This is a genomic window from Rhizobium sp. AN6A (genome assembly GCF_900215635.1).
Taxonomy (GTDB): domain Bacteria; phylum Pseudomonadota; class Alphaproteobacteria; order Rhizobiales; family Rhizobiaceae; genus Agrobacterium; species Agrobacterium tumefaciens.
In genome coordinates, this window is the sequence record NZ_OCNC01000003.1 from 1,246,690 (window position 1) to 1,268,610 (window position 21,921).

24 protein-coding genes are annotated in these 21,921 nt (G+C 59.2%); 17 read left to right on the plus strand and 7 right to left on the minus strand.

What is annotated here, in order from left to right:
* Nucleotides 1-7: 7 nt before the first annotated feature.
* The 4 genes from uppV to secA form a co-directional block, all read right to left on the minus strand.
* The gene (uppV, locus tag CRO62_RS09675) at nucleotides 8-1,423 is read right to left on the minus strand and encodes a Wzx-type polysaccharide biosynthesis protein UppV (protein ID WP_097100001.1); all 1,416 of its coding nucleotides are present in this window, start codon (nucleotides 1,421-1,423) and stop codon (nucleotides 8-10) included.
* 57 nt (nucleotides 1,424-1,480) lie between these two features.
* The gene (locus tag CRO62_RS09680; RefSeq protein WP_097100002.1) at nucleotides 1,481-2,683 is read right to left on the minus strand and encodes an acyltransferase family protein; all 1,203 of its coding nucleotides are present in this window, start codon (nucleotides 2,681-2,683) and stop codon (nucleotides 1,481-1,483) included.
* 81 nt (nucleotides 2,684-2,764) lie between these two features.
* Complete coding sequence (locus tag CRO62_RS09685) at nucleotides 2,765-3,658, minus strand: DMT family transporter (protein ID WP_097100003.1); 894 nt, start codon at nucleotides 3,656-3,658, stop codon at nucleotides 2,765-2,767.
* Between the two features lie 148 nt (nucleotides 3,659-3,806).
* A complete protein-coding gene (secA, locus tag CRO62_RS09690) occupies nucleotides 3,807-6,515 on the minus strand; it encodes a preprotein translocase subunit SecA (RefSeq protein WP_038495808.1) in 2,709 nt (902 codons plus the stop codon).
* Between the two features lie 243 nt (nucleotides 6,516-6,758).
* Between secA and CRO62_RS09695 the strand changes: the two genes are divergently transcribed.
* The 6 genes from CRO62_RS09695 (at nucleotide 6,759) to CRO62_RS09720 (ending at nucleotide 10,920) form a co-directional block, all read left to right on the plus strand.
* The gene (locus CRO62_RS09695) at nucleotides 6,759-7,622 is read left to right on the plus strand and encodes a peptidylprolyl isomerase (protein ID WP_013761725.1); all 864 of its coding nucleotides are present in this window, start codon (nucleotides 6,759-6,761) and stop codon (nucleotides 7,620-7,622) included.
* A 92-nt stretch (nucleotides 7,623-7,714) separates the two neighbouring features.
* Entirely contained in the window at nucleotides 7,715-8,956 is a 1,242-nt protein-coding gene (argJ, locus tag CRO62_RS09700) for a bifunctional glutamate N-acetyltransferase/amino-acid acetyltransferase ArgJ (protein WP_097100004.1), read from the plus strand.
* Nucleotides 8,957-8,974: 18 nt separating this feature from the next.
* The gene (locus CRO62_RS09705) at nucleotides 8,975-9,751 is read left to right on the plus strand and encodes a GNAT family N-acetyltransferase (RefSeq protein ID WP_097100005.1); all 777 of its coding nucleotides are present in this window, start codon (nucleotides 8,975-8,977) and stop codon (nucleotides 9,749-9,751) included.
* Entirely contained in the window at nucleotides 9,748-10,161 is a 414-nt protein-coding gene (mutT, locus tag CRO62_RS09710; protein ID WP_003511235.1) for an 8-oxo-dGTP diphosphatase MutT, read from the plus strand. Before CRO62_RS09705 ends, mutT begins: the two co-directional genes overlap by 4 nt.
* Before the next feature lie 158 nt (nucleotides 10,162-10,319).
* Entirely contained in the window at nucleotides 10,320-10,634 is a 315-nt protein-coding gene (locus CRO62_RS09715) for a hypothetical protein (protein WP_097100006.1), read from the plus strand.
* Between the two features lie 94 nt (nucleotides 10,635-10,728).
* The gene (locus CRO62_RS09720; protein ID WP_154962410.1) at nucleotides 10,729-10,920 is read left to right on the plus strand and encodes a Flp family type IVb pilin; all 192 of its coding nucleotides are present in this window, start codon (nucleotides 10,729-10,731) and stop codon (nucleotides 10,918-10,920) included.
* Between the two features lie 17 nt (nucleotides 10,921-10,937).
* On the opposite strand, the gene CRO62_RS09725 is transcribed toward CRO62_RS09720, so the two are convergent.
* The gene (locus tag CRO62_RS09725; protein ID WP_003511231.1) at nucleotides 10,938-11,819 is read right to left on the minus strand and encodes a methyltransferase domain-containing protein; all 882 of its coding nucleotides are present in this window, start codon (nucleotides 11,817-11,819) and stop codon (nucleotides 10,938-10,940) included.
* Between the two features lie 144 nt (nucleotides 11,820-11,963).
* On the opposite strand from CRO62_RS09725, the gene CRO62_RS09730 reads away from it, so the two are divergent.
* Genes CRO62_RS09730 through CRO62_RS09745 form a run of 4 tightly spaced genes read left to right on the plus strand, consistent with a single transcriptional unit; the run spans nucleotide 11,964 to nucleotide 14,376 of the window.
* On the plus strand, nucleotides 11,964-12,755 hold the full coding sequence (locus tag CRO62_RS09730; protein ID WP_097100008.1) for a ComF family protein: 792 nt from the start codon (nucleotides 11,964-11,966) through the stop codon (nucleotides 12,753-12,755).
* Between the two features lie 60 nt (nucleotides 12,756-12,815).
* Nucleotides 12,816-13,070 carry a glutaredoxin 3 gene (gene grxC / locus CRO62_RS09735; RefSeq protein WP_097100009.1) on the plus strand — a complete coding sequence of 85 codons (255 nt, stop codon included), beginning with the start codon at nucleotides 12,816-12,818 and terminating at the stop codon, nucleotides 13,068-13,070.
* Nucleotides 13,071-13,099: 29 nt separating this feature from the next.
* Nucleotides 13,100-13,951: a carbon-nitrogen hydrolase family protein gene (locus CRO62_RS09740; protein WP_003511228.1), complete on the plus strand. Its 852-nt coding sequence runs from the start codon at nucleotides 13,100-13,102 to the stop codon at nucleotides 13,949-13,951.
* A complete protein-coding gene (locus tag CRO62_RS09745; RefSeq protein WP_097100010.1) occupies nucleotides 13,948-14,376 on the plus strand; it encodes a DUF1178 family protein in 429 nt (142 codons plus the stop codon). The genes CRO62_RS09740 and CRO62_RS09745 overlap by 4 nt, the downstream gene beginning before the upstream one ends.
* A gap of 82 nt (nucleotides 14,377-14,458) precedes the next feature.
* On the opposite strand, the gene ubiG is transcribed toward CRO62_RS09745, so the two are convergent.
* Complete coding sequence (gene ubiG / locus CRO62_RS09750; protein WP_026330704.1) at nucleotides 14,459-15,205, minus strand: bifunctional 2-polyprenyl-6-hydroxyphenol methylase/3-demethylubiquinol 3-O-methyltransferase UbiG; 747 nt, start codon at nucleotides 15,203-15,205, stop codon at nucleotides 14,459-14,461.
* A gap of 39 nt (nucleotides 15,206-15,244) precedes the next feature.
* Here ubiG and CRO62_RS27035 point away from each other — a divergent pair, with 39 nt between their 5' ends.
* Together CRO62_RS27035 and CRO62_RS09755 are read left to right on the plus strand one after the other, a co-directional pair.
* Nucleotides 15,245-15,463: a hypothetical protein gene (locus CRO62_RS27035; protein WP_143539384.1), complete on the plus strand. Its 219-nt coding sequence runs from the start codon at nucleotides 15,245-15,247 to the stop codon at nucleotides 15,461-15,463.
* The gene (locus CRO62_RS09755; protein WP_097100011.1) at nucleotides 15,464-16,267 is read left to right on the plus strand and encodes an SH3 domain-containing protein; all 804 of its coding nucleotides are present in this window, start codon (nucleotides 15,464-15,466) and stop codon (nucleotides 16,265-16,267) included.
* A gap of 68 nt (nucleotides 16,268-16,335) precedes the next feature.
* On the opposite strand, the gene CRO62_RS09760 is transcribed toward CRO62_RS09755, so the two are convergent.
* On the minus strand, nucleotides 16,336-16,587 hold the full coding sequence (locus tag CRO62_RS09760; RefSeq protein WP_003511224.1) for a DUF2934 domain-containing protein: 252 nt from the start codon (nucleotides 16,585-16,587) through the stop codon (nucleotides 16,336-16,338).
* A gap of 281 nt (nucleotides 16,588-16,868) precedes the next feature.
* Between CRO62_RS09760 and CRO62_RS09765 the strand changes: the two genes are divergently transcribed.
* The 5 genes from CRO62_RS09765 (at nucleotide 16,869) to CRO62_RS09785 (ending at nucleotide 21,918) form a co-directional block, all read left to right on the plus strand.
* Nucleotides 16,869-17,939 (plus strand): enoyl-CoA hydratase/isomerase family protein, encoded by a 1,071-nt coding sequence (locus CRO62_RS09765; RefSeq protein WP_097100012.1) that lies wholly within the window; start codon nucleotides 16,869-16,871, stop codon nucleotides 17,937-17,939.
* A 173-nt stretch (nucleotides 17,940-18,112) separates the two neighbouring features.
* Nucleotides 18,113-19,099: a thiosulfate ABC transporter substrate-binding protein CysP gene (cysP, locus tag CRO62_RS09770; protein ID WP_065659633.1), complete on the plus strand. Its 987-nt coding sequence runs from the start codon at nucleotides 18,113-18,115 to the stop codon at nucleotides 19,097-19,099.
* A 54-nt stretch (nucleotides 19,100-19,153) separates the two neighbouring features.
* Nucleotides 19,154-19,996, plus strand: a complete 843-nt coding sequence (gene cysT / locus CRO62_RS09775) for a sulfate ABC transporter permease subunit CysT (protein ID WP_013761717.1) — start codon at nucleotides 19,154-19,156, stop codon at nucleotides 19,994-19,996.
* A gap of 3 nt (nucleotides 19,997-19,999) precedes the next feature.
* Nucleotides 20,000-20,887 carry a sulfate ABC transporter permease subunit CysW gene (gene cysW / locus CRO62_RS09780; protein ID WP_003511217.1) on the plus strand — a complete coding sequence of 296 codons (888 nt, stop codon included), beginning with the start codon at nucleotides 20,000-20,002 and terminating at the stop codon, nucleotides 20,885-20,887.
* Nucleotides 20,888-20,892: 5 nt separating this feature from the next.
* Complete coding sequence (locus CRO62_RS09785) at nucleotides 20,893-21,918, plus strand: sulfate/molybdate ABC transporter ATP-binding protein (protein ID WP_097100013.1); 1,026 nt, start codon at nucleotides 20,893-20,895, stop codon at nucleotides 21,916-21,918.
* Nucleotides 21,919-21,921: the final 3 nt, after the last annotated feature.

Consider the following 21,921-nt stretch of genomic DNA (forward strand, 5'->3'; position numbering starts at 1 on the left):
CTTATCGTTACACCGCCTTCCCAGTGTCTTGACCCGCCCGGGGATCGTTGAAGGCAAAAAGGACGATCCCGAGTGTGCGGCGAATGGCAATATGCAATAGCACAGCTTCTATGCACATTGCTATCGCGACAGCTGCCGCAGCGCCTGTCAGACCATAGACCGGAATCAACACCATGTTGAGCATAATGTTACAACCGAAGATAATAATATAAAGAGCTACGCACAATTTTTGTTTGCCGGCCATATTCAGCAGCGTTTCTCCCGGGCCGATCAGTGCTTTTGCGAGGAAGCCGGCAAAGAGGAAGAACATCAGCTCGTAACCCTGTACGAAGCCGGGACCGAACAGCGACAACAGGAAAGGCCCTGCCAGAAGCACGAGACAGCCAACGGCAAGCGATGGCCAGAAGGCCCAGCGCGCCGCCTGGCTGGCGAACCCGGCCAGCCCCTGCCTGTCATTGGCCGCAATGAGCGCGGCCAGACGTGGGGCCGCAGCCGCCTGCACGGAGAAAAACACGAATTGCATCAGCACGATCGTTTTTGCCGCGGCAAAATAGATGCCGACCTGATCCGGCGGCAGATATAGACCGACGATTACCACATCTGAATTGGTCATCAAAAAACCGATGCCGTCGATCAGGAACATCGGAAAGGCAAACCGTATCCACGGACGGAAATGCACCCTGCGGGCAACGCTGCGGAAATGCCGGTTGAGCCGGCGGTTCATGAACACGAAGTGGAAAAGCGTAGTGACATAGGTGGCCAAAAGGGCCACAAGCATCGCTGTCGTCGCGGTTTTTTCCGCGCCGAGACGGATCGCCACCAGCATGAACAGCAGGATCAGCACCGGGCGGATAATATAGGTGGGGCTGAGGGCTGAAACCGCCCAGCCGTTGGCACGCGCGGTTCCGTTCAGCACATCGCCAAGCGCCACCATCGGGAGGGTGAAAAGCGCCAGCGAAACCGGAATGAGGTAGTAGGCGGAGATGCGCTCGCCGAAGAAATACAGGAAGACGAAACCGAAAAACGCAAGCGCGCTTGCCGAAAGCATGGCGAAGAGGCGCGCCGTAGAGGTCAGACCCATGATCTTGTCATGGGCATCCTCCAGGCGGTAGCCGGGCAAAAAGCGGATGACGGTGGTGTGAAAGCCGAGACAGGAGAGGTTGCCGAACAGGATGACCAGAACCCAGACAAAAGCGAACAGGCCATATTCGAATTCGCCCATCAGGCGGGCAAGGATGATCTGTGAGATGAAAGCGATACCGGCGCTGATGATGCGCACTGCAAAGGCGACGAGCGCCATGCGCTGGGCCCGGGAGACATCGTCTCTACCGGAAACGACGATGGCAATTTTTGCCCCCAGCGGCGCCAGTTTAGCGCGCAGGCCTGCGGGTAAAGCTTTTTCCGCCGTGTTGAGGATAGCCATAATCCACACGCCATCATTTCCAGTTGAGTAGGCAACTGGATTATAAGCACCTTATCATTAACGAAGGGTTTGGGAGACAGGCACCTGTGTGCCGATATTGGCCACCGGCCTCGGTTTGCGGATTCCGTTGAAGAGAAAAAGGGCAAGCGGATTACGGCGTATCGCCTGATGCAGCAGATAGGCCGTTATCGTGGTGGCAACGACGATGATGGCGAATTCTACGATCGGCGGCAGCGAGATCAGGATGAAGAGGGTGCCGAAGGCATAAATCAGCGGGTGGTGAACCAGGTAGATGGTGAAGGAAGCGTCGGTCATTCTCCTGGCAAGCCGGCTTGGCCGGTCGAAAAAGCGGCGGGCGATGTCGATCAGCAGCCGACTTGCCGCCACGGCGGCGATTGTGGAGACGAGTACCAGCAGGGCCGAGTTCGAAAAAGGATATTCCAGCCGCAGCGTAACCGCTGCCGCGATCGCGGCAAACGCGATGACGCCCGTGAGGATGCCCGTCTGGCGGAAGCGGTGAAAAAGAGCTCGGTCGCGATGAAGCAAAGCCCCGATAAGGAAAAACGGTACGTAACGCGCGTAAGGGTCGGAGGCCCGTTCATAGAGAACGAGAAGGCTGTTCCCATTTTTGCCCGCAAGCAGGCCCGAACCGTAAACCGTCAGCTCCCATAAAACAGGGAAGGCGCAGAGCGTTGCGAAAAACGCGGCTGGATATTGACCCCGCATCCTGCCGAACCATTCTCTTGCATAGGTGAGGGGCGGGCGCCCCGCCAGAAACAGCAGGCCGGCAAGCAGGACCGAATAGGCGAGAAGGGCGGGTAGGAACCATAGATGCATGATCCATTGCTCACCCGGCAGCAGTAAATCCGGCAGGTTCGCGAGCAGCCGTTCGGCGGGAATATCACCTTTGACTATACCTGCCAGTTTCAGCAGGAAAAGCTGCGATGGCCCAAGCAAAAGCACGGCCACGATGAAGGGAACGCCAAGGCGAAGGAAACGCTGTTTGAGCCATGGCATCTTGCCCTTCCTACCGATGACCATGGTGGAAAAATAGCCGGCCACCAGAAAAAACGAAGGCATGCGGAAGGTGACGAGCGCTGCCCCAAGCTCGGTCAGGACTGGGCTGGTCTCGAAATCCTTGATGTCCCAGGGCAAAGCGTAGCTGTAGAGCAGGGAGGCGTGATAGGGAATGCCGAGCAGCATGAGGAGTGCCCGCAACGGGTCCCAATAATGCTCATAGTCTGACTTGCCCGGTTGCATTTTCCCCTCGCGTGACAAACGCGATCCCGCCTGATCCGTAACGATCGACACGACTATTGGTGGAAAACGCTAACAAACCCTTCATGCACCCGAAGGCGTGGGCGGGGCCTTTTTCTTGGGCATGAGATCAAGCACCAGTGCGCAGCCCAGAATGATGATGCCGGCACCGAACAGCTGGGGAAGCGACAGGGGTTCGTCGAGCACCAGGGCGCCAACAAGCACCGCCACAACGGTGACGGCAAATTCCACGCTGATCGCCTTCGTTGCGCCGATCGAGGAGACCAGCTTGAAATAGGTGATGTAGGTCAGGCCGCTCATGACGACCGCCTGTATCAGAAGATAACCGTAATCGACGAGATCGGGCGTTCCGGGCAAGGGCACCGCGAAAAGAAGTGGCAGGGTCATCAGGCCGCCTGTCAGGAAGGAACCGATGGTGATTTCCCAGGATCCAACCCCCTTGAGGTGCAGGCTCGCAAAATTGCTGCCATATGCGGCACAGATGCAGGCGGCGACAGCGGCAGCACAGCCAATTATAAAGCCGGATGTGACGGGAACAGCGGGAAAACCAACGAGCAGGACGATGCCGGCAAAGCCGATGACGAGACCGGCAATACCCTGCCGCGTCAGGCGTTCCAGACCCCAAATCTGCGAGATGAGCATTGAAAAAAGCGGAATGGTCGCCACCAATATGGCTGCCATCGCAGTGCCGATCTGAGGCGTCGCGTAGGACAGGCCGATCAGTTGCCCGGCGACCGTCGTTGCGCCGACGATTGCGAAAGCGCGCCAGCTTGCGGAGAATGCCAGCTTCCGGCGTGCCGCCCGCGCAATGAGAAAGAGGGCTACAGCGGTTATGAGCGAGCGAAGCGTGACTGCGCCAATCCAGCCAAAGGCTGCGACGACATGTAGAAGCAGCAGGAAAGACACGCCCCACGTAATCGCGAGAAAAATATAGGCGGCAAGATCGCGAGGGGCCATGAAAGCAGTTTCCGCAAGATGATCCGGCTCCCATATGGAAAGTGCCGATACCAGTCAACACCCCGACCAGCAGCAATGATCCTGCACAAACAAAATCGCCCGTAACGCAGGTTACGGGCGATCGATTTCTGGCATAAAGCCCTGGCTTTTACGCCTGTTCGTAAACGCCGTGGCAGTGCTTGTATTTCTTGCCCGAGCCGCAGGGGCACATTTCGTTGCGGCCGATACGGCCCCAGGTGGCGGGGTTGTTCGGGTCGCGGTCCTCAGCCGGTACGAAAGCGACCGGCACGCCCTGCGCCATCTCGTCTTCCCCGGTTACGGGGTCGAGGTGATGCGCGGTCATTTCCGGCAGCTCCGGCTGCTGCGGTTCCTGCTGCACCAGTTCCACCCGCATCAGCTGGGCGGTGACGGCTTCACGCAGGTTGGTAAGCAGCGACTGGAACAGCTCGAAGGCTTCCGCCTTGTACTCCTGCAACGGATCGCGCTGGGCGTAACCGCGGAAACCGACGACGGAACGAAGGTGATCGAGGTTGACGATGTGTTCGCGCCACAGATGGTCGATTGTCTGAAGCACGACCGAGCGCTCGACATAGGTCATGATCTCTGGGCCGAAACGTTCCGCACGTTCAGCAGCGTATTTGTCCGCGGCCTCGGTAACGCGCTGAAGAATGTCGTCCTCGGCGATGCCTTCTTCCTTCGCCCATTCCTCCACCGGCAGGTCGAGGTTCAGGAACTGGGCGATACCGGCCTTGAGACCGGCGATATCCCACTGTTCCGCATAGGCATTTTCAGGAATATGCTTGGTGACGAGCGCTTCGATCACTTCGTGGCGCATGTCGGCTGCTGTTTCACCGATATTGTCGGATTCCATCAGCTCGAGGCGCTGCTCGAAGATGACCTTGCGCTGATCGTTCAGCACGTCGTCATATTTCAGCAGGTTCTTGCGGGTCTCGAAGTTACGAGCTTCGACCTTCTTCTGGGCGCGTTCCAGCGCCTTGTTGATCCACGGATGGACGATGGCCTCGCCGTCCTTCAGGCCGAGCTTCTGCAGCATGCTGTCCATGCGCTCGGAACCGAAGATGCGCATCAGGTCGTCCTGAAGCGACAGATAGAACTTGGAGCGGCCGGGGTCGCCCTGGCGTCCGGAACGGCCACGCAGCTGGTTGTCGATACGGCGGCTTTCGTGGCGCTCGGTCGCGATGACGTAGAGACCGCCGGCGGCAAGCGCCTTTTCCTTGAGAACCTTGATCTCGGCGCGGATGGCCGCTTCCTTCGCATCACGCTCGGGACCCGGCTCCATGCCTTCCAGCTCGCGCTCCAGACGCATCTCGACGTTGCCGCCGAGCTGGATGTCCGTACCACGACCGGCCATGTTGGTGGCGATGGTGACCGCACCGGGAACACCGGCCTGTGAAACGATATAGGCTTCCTGCTCGTGGTAACGGGCGTTCAAAACCTGGAAATCGGTAAAGCCGGACTGGCGCAGCATGTGGGCCAGAAGCTCGGACTTTTCGATGGAGGTCGTGCCGACGAGAACCGGCTGGCCACGATCATGCGCCGCCTTGATCTCGGCGATGATGGCGAGGAACTTCTCTTCGCCGGTACGATAAACCTCGTCGTCCTCGTCGATGCGCTGGATCGGCAGGTTGGTCGGCACCTCGATGACGTCGAGGCCGTAGATGTTGCCGAACTCTTCCGCTTCCGTCGATGCCGTACCGGTCATGCCGGCAAGCTTTGCATACATGCGGAAGTAGTTCTGGAAGGTGACGGAAGACAGCGTCTGGTTTTCCGGCTGGATCTGCACCTTTTCCTTGGCTTCCAGCGCCTGGTGCTGGCCTTCGGAATAACGGCGGCCCGGCATCATGCGGCCGGTGAATTCGTCGATGATGACGATCTCGTCGTTGCGGACGATGTAGTCCTTGTCGCGGGTGAAGAGCTTGTGGGCCTTCAGCGCATTGTTGATGTGGTGAACGATGGCGACGTTTTCGATGTCGTAAAGCGATTCGCCCTTGAGCAGGCCCGCCTGCCGCAGCAGGTTTTCGAGCTTCTCGGTGCCGTCTTCGGAGAAGTTGGCCGACCGCTGCTTTTCATCGATTTCGTAATCTTCCGGCGACAGAAGCGGAATGAAAGCGTCGATGGTGTTGTAGAGATCGGAGCGGTCGTCCAGCGGGCCGGAGATGATCAGCGGCGTGCGCGCCTCATCGACCAGAATGCTGTCCACTTCGTCGACGATCGCGTAGTTGTGGCCGCGCTGCACCATCTGGGCGCGATCATATTTCATGTTGTCGCGCAGATAATCGAAGCCAAGCTCGTTATTCGTGGCATAGGTGATGTCGCAGCCATAGGCCTCGCGGCGCTGGTCGTCATCGAGCCCGTGCACGATCACACCGGTCGTCAGACCGAGGAAACGGTAGAGCTTGCTCATCGTGGCCGCGTCGCGCTGGGCGAGGTAGTCGTTGACGGTAACGACATGCACGCCCTTGCCGGCCAGCGCATTGAGGTAGACCGCAAGGGTCGCCACCAGCGTCTTGCCTTCACCGGTCTTCATTTCAGCGATGGCGCCCTGGTGCAGGATCATGGCACCGGTCAGCTGCACATCAAAGGGTCGCATGTGCAAAACACGGCGCGACGCCTCGCGGGCGACGGCAAAAGCCGGGATCAGCAGATCGTCCAGCGATTTGCCGTCCGCAAGCTGCTGGCGGAACTCCGCCGTCTTTGCCGCCAGCGCGTCGTCGGAAAGAGCCTTGGTGGCTTCCTCCAGCGCATTGATGGCTGCGATCTTGCTTTTATAGGAGCGGACGCGGCGTTCATTTGCCGAACCGAACAATTTGCGGGCTATTCCGCCGAGGCTGACCATCTTACTGGCCCTTTCTGAAATTCCGTTTTCGCAGGCGGTTTTTTCCATCACGCCGATTTCGGCAACAAATGACGGACTTCGCCCTTCAACGTATCTGGACGCGAGGTTGCGTGACAGATAAGAGGGGGGGCAAATGATGTCAACGGTTCTGCCCGTTACAGAATGGCCACAATCCGGTGTTTGGAAGTTTTTTCAGAGCCGGAAACCATGTCTGGAGCCGGCATTGTCCCCGAAAGGTTCAAAATGTTGCGCTATAATAAAATTGCGGCTGCGGTGATTGTGGCCACGCTCGGCCTCCAGTTCCCTGCCTTTGCACAGGAAGACAAGGTTGTCGCCAAGGTCGGCGATCTGGAAATCCACCAGTCCGAACTCGACCTCGCCATGGGTAATCTCGATCCGCAGCTCGCGCAGCTTCCCGACGAGCAGAAAAAGGTCGCAGCCCTTTCCGGCGCGATCGACGTCAAGCTCCTCGTGAAGAATGCCAGCGCCGAAGGTCTGGAAAAGACCGAAGACTTCAAGAAGCGCATGGAATTCATTCAGGACCGTGAGCTGCACAACGCCTATTTCCGCAAGCATGTGGTTGACGCCGTCACCAATGAAGAGGTGAAGGCGCGCTACGACAAGGAAGTCGCAGCCTTGCCGAAGGAAGAAGAAATCAAGGCAGCCCATATTCTGGTTGCAAGCGAAGACGAAGCCAAGGACGTCATCAAGCAGCTTGATGCGGGCAAGGATTTCGCAGCACTTGCCAAGGAAAAGTCGACCGACTCCAACAAGGATGACGGCGGCGACCTCGGCTGGTTCGGCAAGGGCCGCATGGTTCCGGAATTCGAAGAGGCCGCTTTCGGTCTCGAAAAAGGCGCCTACACCAAGACGCCTGTCAAGACGCAGTTCGGCTTCCACGTCATCAAGCTGGAAGACAAGCGCATCGCACCGCCGCCGGCTTTCGAGCAGGTCGAGCCGCAGGTTCGTCAGCTTGTCATGCGTGACAAGTACGTTGCCCTCATCGAGAAGGCAAAGGCTGACCAGAAGATCGAAATCATGGATGAGACGCTGAAGAAGGGCTACGACGAAGCCACGAAGGAACAGCAGGCACAGCCGCAGCAGTAATAAAACCATGTTACGGGGCGGCCACAGGCCGCCCCGCTTCATCTCAGGCACTTTCAAACCTTCCCCGTTTCCAGAATCTCAGGCGCTTTCCCATGTCCGTTGCCGTTTCCCCGCTCGCTCCGAAATCCTATCCCGACATGCCCGCGCTGCGTGGTGTTCGCATGGCGACGGCTGCGGCCGGCATCAAGTACAAGAACCGGACCGATGTTCTGTTGATGGTGTTCGACAAGCCGGCAAGCGTGGCCGGCGTTTTCACAAAATCGAAATGCCCCTCGGCCCCCGTTGATTTCTGCCGCGCCAATCTCGGCGGCGGCGTGGCGCGTGCCGTGGTGGTCAATTCCGGTAACGCAAATGCCTTTACCGGCGTCAAAGGCAAGGCAGCGACCGAGTTGACGGCGAAATCCGCAGCCGCTGCCGTCGGCTGCTCTGAAAATGAAGTGTTTCTGGCATCGACCGGCGTAATCGGCGAGCCGCTTGATGCTACCAAGTTCGCCGGGGTTCTGGGCGACATGCAGGGCATGGCCGAAGCCGATTTCTGGCAGGAAGCCGCCAAGGCAATCATGACGACCGACACTTATCCCAAGGTCGCGACCCGCACCGCTGAAATCGGCGGTGTCGTGGTCACCATCAACGGTATCGCCAAGGGCGCCGGCATGATCGCTCCCGATATGGCGACGATGCTTTCCTTCGTGGTGACGGATGCCGATATTGATCCGGCCGCGCTGCAATCGCTGCTTTCCGCCGGTGTCGGCCCGACCTTCAATTCCGTGACTGTTGACAGCGACACCTCCACCTCCGATACGCTGATGTTGTTTGCGACGGGTGCGGCGGCTGAGGACGGCCAGGTCAAGGTGGCACGCGCCGATGACGAGCGGCTTTCCTCCTTCCGCGCCGCCTTGAACGATCTCCTGAAAGATCTGGCCCTGCAGGTGGTTCGCGATGGCGAAGGCGCACGCAAGATGGTCGAAGTGACCGTTACCGGTGCGGAAAACGATGTCGCTGCCAAGAAGATCGCCCTTTCGATTGCCAACTCACCGCTGGTGAAGACCGCGGTTGCCGGCGAAGATGCCAATTGGGGTCGCGTCGTCATGGCTGTGGGCAAATCCGGTGAAATGGCCGACCGTGATCGCCTTGCCATCTGGTTCGGCGGCGTGCGCGTTGCCGTCAATGGCGAACGCGATCCGGATTATTCGGAAGCGGAGACCACCGCCGTGATGCGGCTGGAGGACATTCCGGTGAAGGTTGACATCGGTCTCGGTGAGGGCAAGGCCACCGTATGGACGTGCGACCTTACCAAGGAATATGTTGCGATCAACGGCGACTACCGGAGCTGACCGTTGGAGCCGAAGAGAATGCAGGACAATAAAATCGTCAATCTGCCGCTGGTTCGCCGTCTGGAAGCAGTCAGCTTCCGGGCCTGGCCGGCCTCGTCGGTGATTTATGACGGTAGCTGGCAAATCCGCCTGACGGGGTCGCATCCATCCAAACGCATCAATTGCGTTGTGCCGCTCGATCCTTCCGATTATGGAAACTGCGCGGTGCGGCTGGAAAAGGCGCGCAAGCGCTTCGAGGATTTCGGCCGTCCGCTGGTGGTGCGCGAAACGACGCTGATGCCGCCGCAGCTCAAGGATTTTCTGGTAAAGGACGGCTGGTCCATGGTTGAGGAGGTCAGGGTCATGACGGCCGATCTCGCTGGCATGGAACTGCCGGAAACGCTGGTCAGCCTGCCGAGCCACGATATTGGCCGTTTTGTTGAGGCGAGCATCAAGGTCAGCGATGGCGACCCGACCCTGCGCCCGGCGATCGCTGAAATCCTCAGTTCGATCAAGCCGACCCTTGGCCTGTTCATCAACGAAGAAGCAGGGGGCAGCGCACTCGCCACCGTTATCTGCGTGCAGGATAACGACCTTGCCGGCATTCTTTCCCTTGATGTCGAGAAGTCGCAGCGGAAAAAGGGCCTCGGCACGCAGCTGCTGGCGTCAGCACTGCGCTGGGCCCGCATCAGCGGTGCCAAAAGCGCCTGGTTGCAGGTCGTCTCCACAAATGCGCCCGCGATTGCGCTTTATGAAAAATTCGGCTTCACCGAGGCCTATTCCTATCGCTACTGGCGCAAGGCTGGTGAAGAATGAGCGAAGCGGGCAAAAAAATCCTGCTGGTTGCCGCCTGCGCCCTTCTCGATCAGGACGGCCGTATTCTTCTGGCGCAACGACCTGAGGGCAAGTCGCTTGCCGGCCTGTGGGAATTTCCAGGCGGCAAGGTGGAACAAGGCGAAACACCGGAGGAGACCCTTGTCCGCGAGCTGGACGAGGAGCTGGGTATCAAGACCAAGATTGCCTGCCTTGCGCCGCTGACGTTCGCCAGCCATACCTACGAGACTTTTCACCTGCTGATGCCGCTCTATGTGTGCCGTCGTTATGAAGGCATGGCCCATGGGCGCGAAGGACAGGCAATTAAATGGGTAAAGCCGCAGGCTCTGCGTGATTATCCGATGCCGCCGGCCGACGAGCCGCTCATCCCCTTCCTTCAGGATTTGCTTTAAAGCGAACTACTGGCGGGTTTCATCCGCCTCAGCCTGTTGAAAACATCCCGCAACTCCCCTTTGCCGTGCCAAAACGAGGCTGTGTTAACAGATCGTTCAGCACCCTCTGGCAGATTGTTAAGCTAAAGAAGCGGTAAACTGCGCGTATGAGGTTGGCTATGAACGAGGATTTCTGGAAGACGGTGGAAGGTCGTCAGTCTTACTCCAACAAATCCCGTCGCACCGGCGTTCTTAATGTCGCGCTGCTTTTCGGGACGGCTGTGATCGCCCTTTCCCTGATCGTCACCCCCATGCTTGCCGGAAAATCATCAACGCGCGTCGCGCAGTTCTCCGACAATTACGACGTGATAAGCACCGGCTCCATCAAGAAGACCGATGCTGGCAAGACCTATTCCATCCGCCGCAGCATAACCCAGCCGATGCCGGAGATGCCCTGTGTCGTGACGGGCTATAGCAACGAGAGCGGTTGCTGATCGTTTACCATCATCGGTAACGGATTCCTCACGCCCGTGGCATAGTATAAATTCGATTTTAGTAAGATATAGTGCCGGTTAGCGTAAGCACCGGATGGCGGATGGAGAATATCCCGTGCTGCATTGTTTTATTCGTTTCTTTAAAGACGAAAACGGCGCGACCGCAGTCGAATACGGCCTGATCGTCGGCATTATTTCCGCCGCCATCATCGGTGGCGGAACCACCATCGGCAGCAACATCAATGCGGTATTCCAGTTCCTCGCCGATACTTTTGCCAACATCTGAGGCCTGCGCTACGCCTATCAGGAAAGCTTGACTTCGGTCGTCTTCAAGGCATCGGCAAGGCGCATTTTGGCGGAACCGGGTTTCAGCGGTTTCTGCTGGCTCTCGTGCGGTGCCCAGCCTGAGACATAGATGATGGAAAATGTGGCTCTGATCCGCCCGTCCGGATCGGAATAACGTTCGGCGTAAAGCTCCGCTGCCCGCAGGAAAAAAGCGCGGTTGAGCGGTTTTCTGCTGCGGCTTGCCAGCGGATTGGCCATGCCCATGGCGCGCAGATCGCGCATCAGCGGAAAAATCGAGTCGTAACGCACCGTATAAGTTTCCGCGTCGGTAACGGGAAGCGCAAAACCGGCACGTTGCAACAGTGCGCCAACATCGCGCACATCGGCAAAGGGAATGACGCGCGGGCTGGCGCCGCCGGTCAACTCGGCTTCTGCCGTCAACAGCACGTCGCGCAGTTCCTGCAATGTGCCGCTGCCGGGAATGGCTCCGAGAAACAGCCCGTCCGGCTTTAACGCCCGCCTTATCTGGATCAACGCACCGGGTGTGTCGTTGGTGAGGTGGAGGGCAAGCGGGGAAACAATGAGATTGGCGGAGGCTTCTTCGAGCGGCAGATGCTCCATGGAGGCCACCTGCGGCAGATTCCCATCCGTCGCAAAGGAGGTGTCCGTCTCGATACGACGGATAGCATCCACCTTGCCCGTCTCGGTCAAGCGCCGGGCGGTGATGCCCGTCCCGCCGTGCAGTTCGATTGCGGTCTCGAAACGGCGCTCGACGATGGCGAGCCTGTCGGCAAACTCGTCGGCGGCCATGTCGAGAAGAAACAGGGCCTTGTCGTCACGCCGGTTCCACGCCCGGCGGCGATTTTGTTCGATCAGGGCCTGGTCAAAGAGAATATCCATCGTCGTGCCTGCTCGGCCTGTAGCGCCTTTGGGATCGGCGGGCCGCATCGTTGCTGTCATGCCGCTTCGGGCATTGTTTTTCCGGTCAGAGGCCGAAACATATCTCTCTCGCAAAGGCACCCGTTCGGCGCTAAAGTCAACCTCATGGGCGCTGGTGAAGATTTGTTTTCGGGATTGCTGTCGAAGTCCGCGACGGTGTCGATGGCGGCACGCAGCGTGTTGCACTCGGCCTTCCGCATGGTCTATCCGCCCACTTGCGCAGGCTGTTCCCGCATGACCGGCGGCGAGGGTGCCCTGTGTGCGGATTGCTGGCGGGATGTGGCCTTTATCGATCGGCCTTTTTGCGAGGTTCTGGGTATCCCCTTCTCCCGGGATCACGGCCCCGGCGTGGTGAGCGCACAAGCCATCGCCGACCCACCGCCTTTCAACCGTCTTCGTGCTGTTGCCAGCCATGAGGGAACCGCGCGTAAACTCGTGCACCGGCTGAAATATCAGGACCGGACCGATCTTGCGCGTTTCATGGCGCTGTGGATGCTGCGGGCAAGCGACGGAATGATTGATAGCTGCGACTGTATCGTGCCGGTTCCGCTGCATCGCCACCGCTTCTGGCGTCGCCGTTTCAACCAGTCCGCTGAGCTCGCACGGCATCTGGCCAAGGCCGCCGGCAAACCGCTACTTGCCGGCACGCTGTTGCGCGTGAAGCCGACCGAGCGGCAGGTGGGGCTTTCCGCGCTTGCCCGGCAGGACAATGTGCGGGGTGCTTTTGCAATAGCGCCCGGCCGAAAAACCGATGTTTACGGCAAGCGAGTGGTGCTGGTGGATGATGTTTATACCACTGGCGCGACGGTGGGCGCGGCAAGCCGCGTCTTGCGGAAGGCGGGTGCCACCGATGTGACCGTTTTGACCTTTGCAATGGCCATTTCCGGCCCTATATGAAGCCTGAATGAAACGAGGATATTGTGCGTTTCAGCACACGTTTGCGAGGCTTCGAAATACATGGCACCGGTAACGATCTATACACGGGATTTTTGTGGTTATTGCGCGCGCGCCAAGGCGTTGCTGGACAGCAAGGGCGTCGATTATGCCGAATATAACGCGACGACGACGCCGGAATACCGGCAGGAAATGATCGAGAAATCCGGCAGAACCACCTTCCCGCAAATTTTCATCAACGGCCAGCATATCGGCGGTTGCGACGATCTGCATGCACTCGAGCGTGCTGGCAAACTCGACGTTATGCTTGCCGCTTAATCGGCTCGATTTTCGATACGGAGGACGTGATGATTTTTAAGGCTGCCGCCATTCAGATGCGCTCGGGTGTCGATACGGTGAAAAACGCCGCCGATATGGAGCGCCTTGTACGTGTTGCTGCGGCTGCGGGCGCTGTCTATGTTCAGACGCCGGAAATGACCGGCGCTCTCCAGAAGGACAGGCAGGCGCTTCGCGCCCAGCTACGTGACGACGATGGCGATATCATCGTTGCGACCGCCGCCCGGCTGGCACGCGAACTCGGCATCCATGTCCATGTCGGTTCGACAGCGATTGCCCGCCCGGATGGCAAGATTGCCAATCGCGGTTTTCTGTTTGCGCCTGACGGTTCGCGTATCTGCAGCTATGACAAGATCCATATGTTCGATGTCGATCTCGACAATGGCGAAAGCTGGCGCGAAAGTGCGGCTTATGAACCCGGCGCTGTCGCTCGCGTTGCCGAACTGCCACTGGGGAAATTCGGCTTTGCGATCTGCTACGATGTGCGCTTCCCGCAGCTTTTCCGGGCGGAGGCACTCGCCGGCGCCGAGGTTCTGACAGTTCCGGCCGCCTTCACCCGCCAGACGGGTGAAGCCCACTGGGAAATTCTGCTGCGTGCCCGCGCCATTGAAAACGGCGCTTTCGTCATTGCCGCCGCACAGGCCGGCCTGCATGAGGACGGGCGGGTCACGTTCGGCCATTCCATCATCATCGACCCCTGGGGCAAGGTGCTGGCAATGGCCGGTGGCGCCGGGGAAGAGATCATTTTCGCCGAAATCGACACGTCTCTCGTGGCTGCCGCGCGCGGGAAAATCCCCAATCTGCGCAATGCCCGCGAGTTCGGACTGGACACGGTTATTCCTGCTGGAGGTGAGGCGGCGTGATCCGTTATGCGCTGGCCTGTGAAAAAGGCCATGAGTTCGAAGGCTGGTTTTCCGGGAGCGACGATTTCGACAATCAGTTGCAGCGCGGCTTCCTGTCGTGCCCGATGTGCAATTCCCCGCAGGTCTCCAAACTTCTGATGGCGCCTTCGGTCTCTACTGCCCGCAAAAAAGACGAACGCCAGACGCTTGCCATGGACACGGCCAAAAAAGAGGCTATCGCAAAAATCCGCGAGGCGGTCGCCAATATCCGCGCGAATGCGGAAGATGTCGGCGATAAATTTCCCGAAGAAGCCCGCAAGATCCACTATGGCGAGGCCGACGAACGCGGCATCATCGGCCACGCGTCTGCCCAGGACGCGAAGGCCCTGATTGACGAGGGCATCGAGATTGCACCGTTGCCGGTGCTGCCCGATGATGTGAATTGAGTTTGCTTACGATTTTGATGACGTCCACCACTTAGGGCGACGTCATCCGTCGTTCATGACCGGAGAGTTGGGTGCGCTGGCTTCACGCGGGTCTTTTCGCCAGCATCATGTAGTTGACTTCCATATCCGGCGAGAGGTTCCAGCGGTCCTGCAATACGTTGTAGAAGACGCCGGTACGGTGGACGATATCCATGCCGCTGGCCACCAGCGGCCGTTCAAGCTCATCCGGGCGAACCAGCTTCTCATATTGGTGGGTGCCGCGCGGCAGCCAGCGCAATACGTTTTCGGCGGCAAAGATCGCGAGCGCGCGGGCTTTCAGCGTGCGGTTGATGGTGGCGGCGAACATTAGCCCGCCGGGGCGCACCATTTTCGCGCAGGTGGTGACGAAGAGATCGACATTGGCCACATGCTCGACCACTTCCATGTTGAGGACGACGTCGAAGGTTTCGCCCGCCTCCAGCAACTGTTCGGCGGTCACGGCGCGGTAGTCGACGCTGACACCGCTTTCACGGGCGTGGGTGGAGGCGATGCCGATATTCTTTTCTGAAGGGTCGGCGCCCACCACGTCCGCGCCCATGCGCGCCACGGGTTCGGAAAGCAGGCCGCCGCCGCAGCCGATATCCAGCACACGCAGCCCTTCAAGCGGGCGGTGCGCCTTCGGATCGCGGCCGAAATTATCGCAGATGCGGTTGCGGATATATTCAAGCCGCACCGGGTTGAATTTGTGCAGCGGCCGGAACTTGCCCGTCGGGCTCCACCATTCCGCAGCCATCGCGGAGAAGCGATCCACCTCGCTCTGGTCGACAGTCGTCTGTGCGGTTTCGCTCATGGTTCTGCTCCATATTGCTGTTGCATTGAAGTCGGATGATTGACCCCCGAAGTCAAGACCGGCGGCACATTCCGTTGGCAAATTCCCGGGTGCTTCATTGCCGCAGGTGGAACTGAAACGGGCTGCGATTTGTTTCATGCTGCGTTCATGGAACACGGCGTATTTTCCAGTCATGGCAGTATGTGGAACGCATGCTCGTGCATCGAAATCGATGGACGCCGACAAGGGCAAAGCGGGCTTTTGCTTGAGGAGAAGTAAGTGAAGAAAAAACTGTTTGGCGCAATTGCGCTGGTGGCCATGCTCGCCGCGCCGGCACTTGCCGAAGCCGCGACTCGCGGCTTTGCCACCGCGAATGTGAATATGCGCTCCGGTCCGAGCACAGCCTATCCGGCCGTCGTCGTGATCCCGGTCGGCGCACCATTGACGGTACATGGCTGCCTGTCCGATACGCCGTGGTGCGACGTCTCTTTCGTCAGCGGTCGTGGTTGGGTCGCCGGTCGTTACATCCAGACGACGTTCAGGCAGAACCGGGTCTACGTTGAGCCGCGTTATTACCGCGATCTCGGCGTTCCTGTGATCACCTTCGAAGCCGGTCGTTACTGGGACCGTTATTATCGTGACCGTGACTTCTACCGCGAGCGTGACCGCTGGCGTCGTCCGCCGCCATCCGGCGGTTACTGGAATGCTGCGCCTCCGCCGCCGCGCGGTGACTGGGAACGCCCGCGTCCACGCGACGAATGGCGTGATGGCCGCCAGGATGAATGGCGCGATCCGCGTCAGGGCGGTGGACCGAATGACGGCCGCTGGGAGCGCCGTTACGGCGACTGGAACCAGGGTGACAGAAACCGGGGCGACGGAAACCAGGACAGGCCACGTCGAGATGGTGACCGTCCGCGGTTCGAGGAAGAAAATCGCGACCGCAATCGCGATCGCCAGCCAAATCAGGACGAAGGCCAGCGTCGTCCAGAGCGCCGCCAGTGGGATGATCCACGCCGGGCGCCCGCCTCGGAAAACTTTCAGGGCGGTTGCCGGGTCGGTGATCCCGGTTGCGATCCGCGATAAACAGACAAAGCCCGGCGAGATTTCGTCGGGCTTTTCATTTACCGGTTCAGATTATCACGAGAGCATTTTTATTTCGCGGTTGCGGCCTTGCGTGCACGGGCCTTGGGTTTTGCGGGGGCTTCTGCCTCCGGCTCCGCAGCAGCGGTCTTCGGCGCTGCTTTCTTGCGCTGGGCAGGCTTGGTCGCCTCCGATGTCTTCAGCAGCGAAAATTCATGCTTTGCCTGTTCCCAATGGTCCGCGTCACGGCCATGGGGATGGCCTTCCTTTTCCCAAAGTGTATAGGCCCGTTTGCTGATCCACTCTTGTTCCGAAACCTGCATGCTCGTCTCCCGTTGCTGTTGACAACGCCTTTGACAAGGCGACATTCCGCTTGGTCCGGCACACGCTCGACAGGAATCAATGCCGGCATTTCAAACTCCATTACATGCCATGATTTTCCGGGCGTCAAGCAAACATGCTGCATTGCGAAAGCGGATTTCAGGCATTTTACGCGGGTGAAAGCGGTTTGAGCGAAAGACGTTCCTGAAAGACAAGATCAACGTTGCGTGATCGCGCCCGGGCCGCCAAGATGGGCTGGTGAACGGTAGCGGAGGAGGCGACCTTGGAAGTTGCAACGGAAGCGGAGACGCAGGTCGTCATCGAGAGACGGGGAGGGGCCGGCATCATCCACCTGAACCGTCCGAAAGCCATCAACAGCCTGACGCTGCCGATGGTTCGTGCCATGCTTCAGGCGCTTCAACGTTTCGAGGATGACCCTGACGTTTCCTGCGTGGTGCTGACAGGAGAAGGCGACAGGGGGCTCTGTGCGGGGGGTGATGTTCGCATCATCCACGATCTCGGCAAAGCGGGCGATCCGCAGGTGCTGGATTTCTGGCGCGAAGAGTTTCCGCTGAATTATCGCATTGCCCGCTTTGGTAAACCTTACGTCGTGTTGATGGACGGCATCGTCATGGGTGGCGGCGTCGGAATTTCCGCCCATGGCAGCCACCGCATCGTCACCGAGCGGACGAAGCTTGCCATGCCGGAAACCGGTATCGGCTATTTCCCTGACGTCGGCGGTTCCTGGCTTTTGCCCAGAGCGCCGGGCGAATGCGGCACGTGGCTGGGGCTGACAGGCAATGCGGTCACTGCTGCCGACGCGATCTATGCCGGTTTTGCCGATTGTTTCGTCCCTTCTGCGCGCCTTACAGATTTGGTGGAGAATCTATCAAAAGCGCTCGATCCTGATGGTGTCGAGGCGGTAATCGGAACTTATGCCGTCGAAGCTGGTGAGGGCATCCTCTCGGCACACCGTGAGATCATCGACGCGGCATTTCGTTTCGACACGGTAGAGGAGATTTTCGCAGCACTTTCGGAGCGTGACGATACGTTTTCGCGCGAGACTCTGGAAATTCTCAAAAAACGCTCCCCTACCAGTCTCAAACTAACCCTGAAACTGCTGCGTCTGGGGCGGGAAAGCGCCAGCCTCATCGAATGCCTTGAACGGGAATTTGCCGCTGGCACAGAGATATTGCGGGGTCATGATTTTTATGAGGGCGTGCGTGCGGCCCTGGTCGACAAGGACCGCAATCCGCGCTGGCGACCGGCACAGCTGGAAGAGGTGCGTGAAGAAGACGTTCTGCCATATTTTACCAAACATTCCGGTAATCTCTTTCCGGAGCACCGCCTTTAGATTGCGCAACGCAAAAGAAATCCGGCTTGCAGACATATATGAAATCATCGCCTTTTGAATTGCTGTTGCTTGGGTGAAATTTCTAATCCCTTGCGGCTTAACGCACGGCTGTTGCTCGCGGGCGTTGCCGCCCCCCGTTATGTTGACGACCATTCGATTTTCCGGGGGTATTCATGAAACGTCTTCTCATTATCGGCACTGCCATTGCCGCTCTTTTTGCAGGTGCGGCGCAGGCGCAGTCTCCGACCACCATTCTCAACGCCTCCTACGATGTTGCCCGTGAGGTTTTCGCAGCCGAGAACGAGGCTTTCATCAAGCTGCATCCGGGTATCACGGTTGATCAGTCGCACGCCGGCACCTCCAAGCAGGCGCGTGCCATCGTTGAGGGTCTGGAAGCTGATGTCGTCACCTTCAACCAGGTAACGGATGTCGATTTTCTGGTGAAGCAGGGTTTCGTTTCCGCCGATTGGCAGAAGGATTTCGCGAACGACGCCTCGCCGTTCTATTCCTTCCCGTCCTTCCTCGTGCGTGCCGGCAATCCCAAGCATATCAAGGACTGGGACGATCTTGCCCGTGACGACGTTAAGGTGGTTTTCCCCAATCCGAAGACCTCGGGTAACGCCCGTTACACCTATCTCGCCGCCACGGCCTACGCCAAGGAGAAGTTCAACGGCGACGAGAAGAAGGTTCAGGAATTCGTCAAGAAAATCTTCGACAACACCCCTGTTTTCGACACCGGAGGCCGCGCCGCCACCACCACCTTCGTGGAACGTGAAATCGGCGACGTGCTGATCACCTTCGAAGCCGAGACCCGCGGCATTGCCAAGCAATATGGCGCCGACAAGGTTGAAGGCGTGGTGCCTTCCGTCAGCCTGCTCGCCGAATTCCCGGTCGCCGTGGTGGACAAGGTGGTCGACAAGCGCGGCTCGCGCGATCTTGCGAAGAGCTACCTCGATTTCCTCTACACCGAAGAGGGCCAGCGCATTGCTGCCGAATTCGGCCATCGCGTTCACAACGAAAAGGTTGTCGGCGAATTCAAGGACAAGTTCCCGGCCATTCGCCTCGTCAACGTCAATGACGTCTTCGGCGGCTGGAATAAAATCCAGAAAGAGCATTTTGCGTCCGGCGCAACGCTTGATACGCTCTACGGCAGCCGTTAATCACGACGATATGCAACAGGTAAAAGACCCGGCGGGAAACTGCCGGGTCGCTTTATGATGAAATGGGGGCGGGGTTTGAAGCGGAATGTTCTGCCGGGGCTTAAATTGTCCCTCGGCGTTACCCTCACTTACGTCGCCATCATCGTGCTTCTGCCGCTCTCGGCGCTGGTGTTCAAGGCGGCGAGCCTCGGGCCAGCCGAATACTGGGCTATTATCTCGTCGCCGCGTGCTGTTGCGAGCTACCGGGTCACCGTGCTCTGCGCGCTGGCTGCCACGCTGTTCAACGTCGTTTTCGGACTTGCACTCGCCTGGGTGCTGACGCGTTACCGTTTCCCCGGCTGGCGCCTTGTCGATGCCATTGTCGATCTCCCTTTTGCGCTTCCCACCGCCGTTGCCGGCATTGCGCTGACGACGCTGTTTGCGGGTAACGGCTGGTTCGGCTCGGTGCTTGCGCAATTCGGCATCAAGGTTGCCTATACGCCGCTCGGCATCATGGTGGCGATGGCCTTTACGAGTCTACCATTCATCGTGCGCACCGTGCAGCCGGTGCTCGAAGACCTCGATCCGGCATTGGAGGAGGCGGCGCAGTCGCTCGGCGGTTCCGATCTCGAAATCTTCCGCAAGGTCATCCTGCCGCTTCTGACGCCGGCTCTGCTGGCCGGTCTCTCGCTCTCTTTCGCGCGCAGCCTCGGTGAGTTCGGCGCCATCATCTTCATTGCTGGCAACCAGCCGTTTTCAACCGAAATTACGGCACTGCTGATATTCATCCGGCTGGAGGAATATGATTATCAGGCCGCCGCCGCCATCGCCTCCGTGCTGCTCATCGCGGCCTTCGTAATGCTGGCGGTGACCAATTACCTGCAGGCGCGTGCGCTTCGTTATACGGTGAGGAGCTGAGACATGAGCGCCATTTCCTCGCATCGCAAGCCACCGCGCGTCGGTGACGCGCCCTGGGTTCGCCGCAGCCTGATCGCTTTTGTGCTCGTCATCGGCGCGTTCCTGGTTGTCGCTCCCCTGACCATCATCGGGGTCGAGGCTTTTTCGCAGGGGTGGAAGGTTTACTCAGCCACCATCACCCACCCCGATACGCGCCACGCCATCATGCTGACGGTGCTGACGGCGCTGATTGCCGTGCCGATTAACACGGCCTTCGGCGTCGCGGCCGCATGGGCGATCACCAAATTCGATTTTCCCGGCCGGCGCTTCCTGCTGGTGCTGATCGAGATACCCTTCTCCATCTCGCCGATCGTCGCCGGTGTCGCCTATCTCTTCGTTTACGGGCTGCAGGGGCTGTTTGGGCCGTTCCTCGATGCGCACAATATCAAGATACTCTTTGCACTACCCGGCATCGTCATCGCGTCGATGTTCGTCACGGCACCCTTTGTGGCGCGCGAGCTGATCCCATTGATGCAGGCGCAGGGCCGTGATCTCGAGGAGGCAGCGACCTCGCTTGGCGCATCCGGCTGGCGCACCTTCTTTTCGGTGACGCTACCGAATATCAAATGGGCGCTGCTCTACGGCGTCGTTCTGTGCAACGCCCGCGTCATGGGCGAATTCGGCGCGGTTTCGGTCGTATCAGGCAATATTCGCGGCCAGACCAACACGCTGCCGCTGCATATCGAGCTTCTCTACCATGACTACCAGACGGCCGGCGCCTTCGCGTCAGCCTCCATCCTCGCTTTGCTCGCCGTCGTCACCATCATCGCCAAGGTAGCGCTGGAAGGGCGTGGTGCGGGGCGCGGGGCCAAGAAGACCAGCGGCGGTGCCGCCATCGCCACGGAGACCTGATTCCCATGAAAATCCGCCTCGAAAATGTGGTGAAGACCTTCGACACGTTCCGCGCGGTGCGCGATGTCTCGCTCGATATTGAAAGTGGCGAGCTTCTGGCGCTGCTCGGCCCTTCCGGCTCCGGAAAAACCACGATTTTGCGCATGGTCGCGGGTCTCGAATATAGCGATGGCGGCCGCATCTTTTTTGGAGACGAAGACGCCACCAATATTCCGGTGCGCGATCGCGGCGTCGGTTTCGTGTTCCAGCACTACGCACTTTTTCCGCATATGACGCTGCATGAAAACATCGCGTTCGGCATGAAGGTGTCGAAGGTGAAGCGCGACAAAGCGGCGATCGATGCGCGGGTCAAGGAACTGTTGAACCTGGTCAAGCTCGACGGTCTGGGCGACCGTTTCCCGGCGCAGATTTCCGGTGGGCAGCGGCAGCGTGTGGCGCTGGCCCGTGCGCTTTCGGTCGATCCCAAAGTGCTTCTACTGGATGAGCCCTTCGGTGCGCTGGATGCCAATGTGCGCCGCGACCTGCGCCGCTGGCTGCGTGAAATTCACGATGCACTGGGCATTACAACGATTTTCGTGACGCATGATCAGGAAGAGGCACTTGATCTCGCTGACCGCGTCGTCATCCTCAATCAGGGCGAGATCGTGCAACAGGGCACGCCGAAGGAAGTCTGCCGCCAGCCGAACAGCGCCTTCGTCATGCGCTTTCTCGGCGATGCCAACCGTGTGTCCGGCGTGGCGCGCGGCGGCAAGGTCTATGTCGGTGACAACGAACTGCCCTTCTCCTACGGTCAGGCGGATGGCGCTGTCGAGATCTATGCCCGTCCCTCCGATCTGGAATGGGAAGATCTGCACGAGGGCATTCCAGCCTCGGTTTCGCGGGTTCTCGACCGGGCAGGCGAGCGGCGGGTGATCGCCAGTACCGATGGCGGCGATCTCCTGGAATTCGACGTGCCGCCGGAAAACGATGTCGCGGCAGGCGATCGCGGTTCCGTCATCATTCGCCGTGCGAAGATTTTCCCGGCGGCTTGAGGG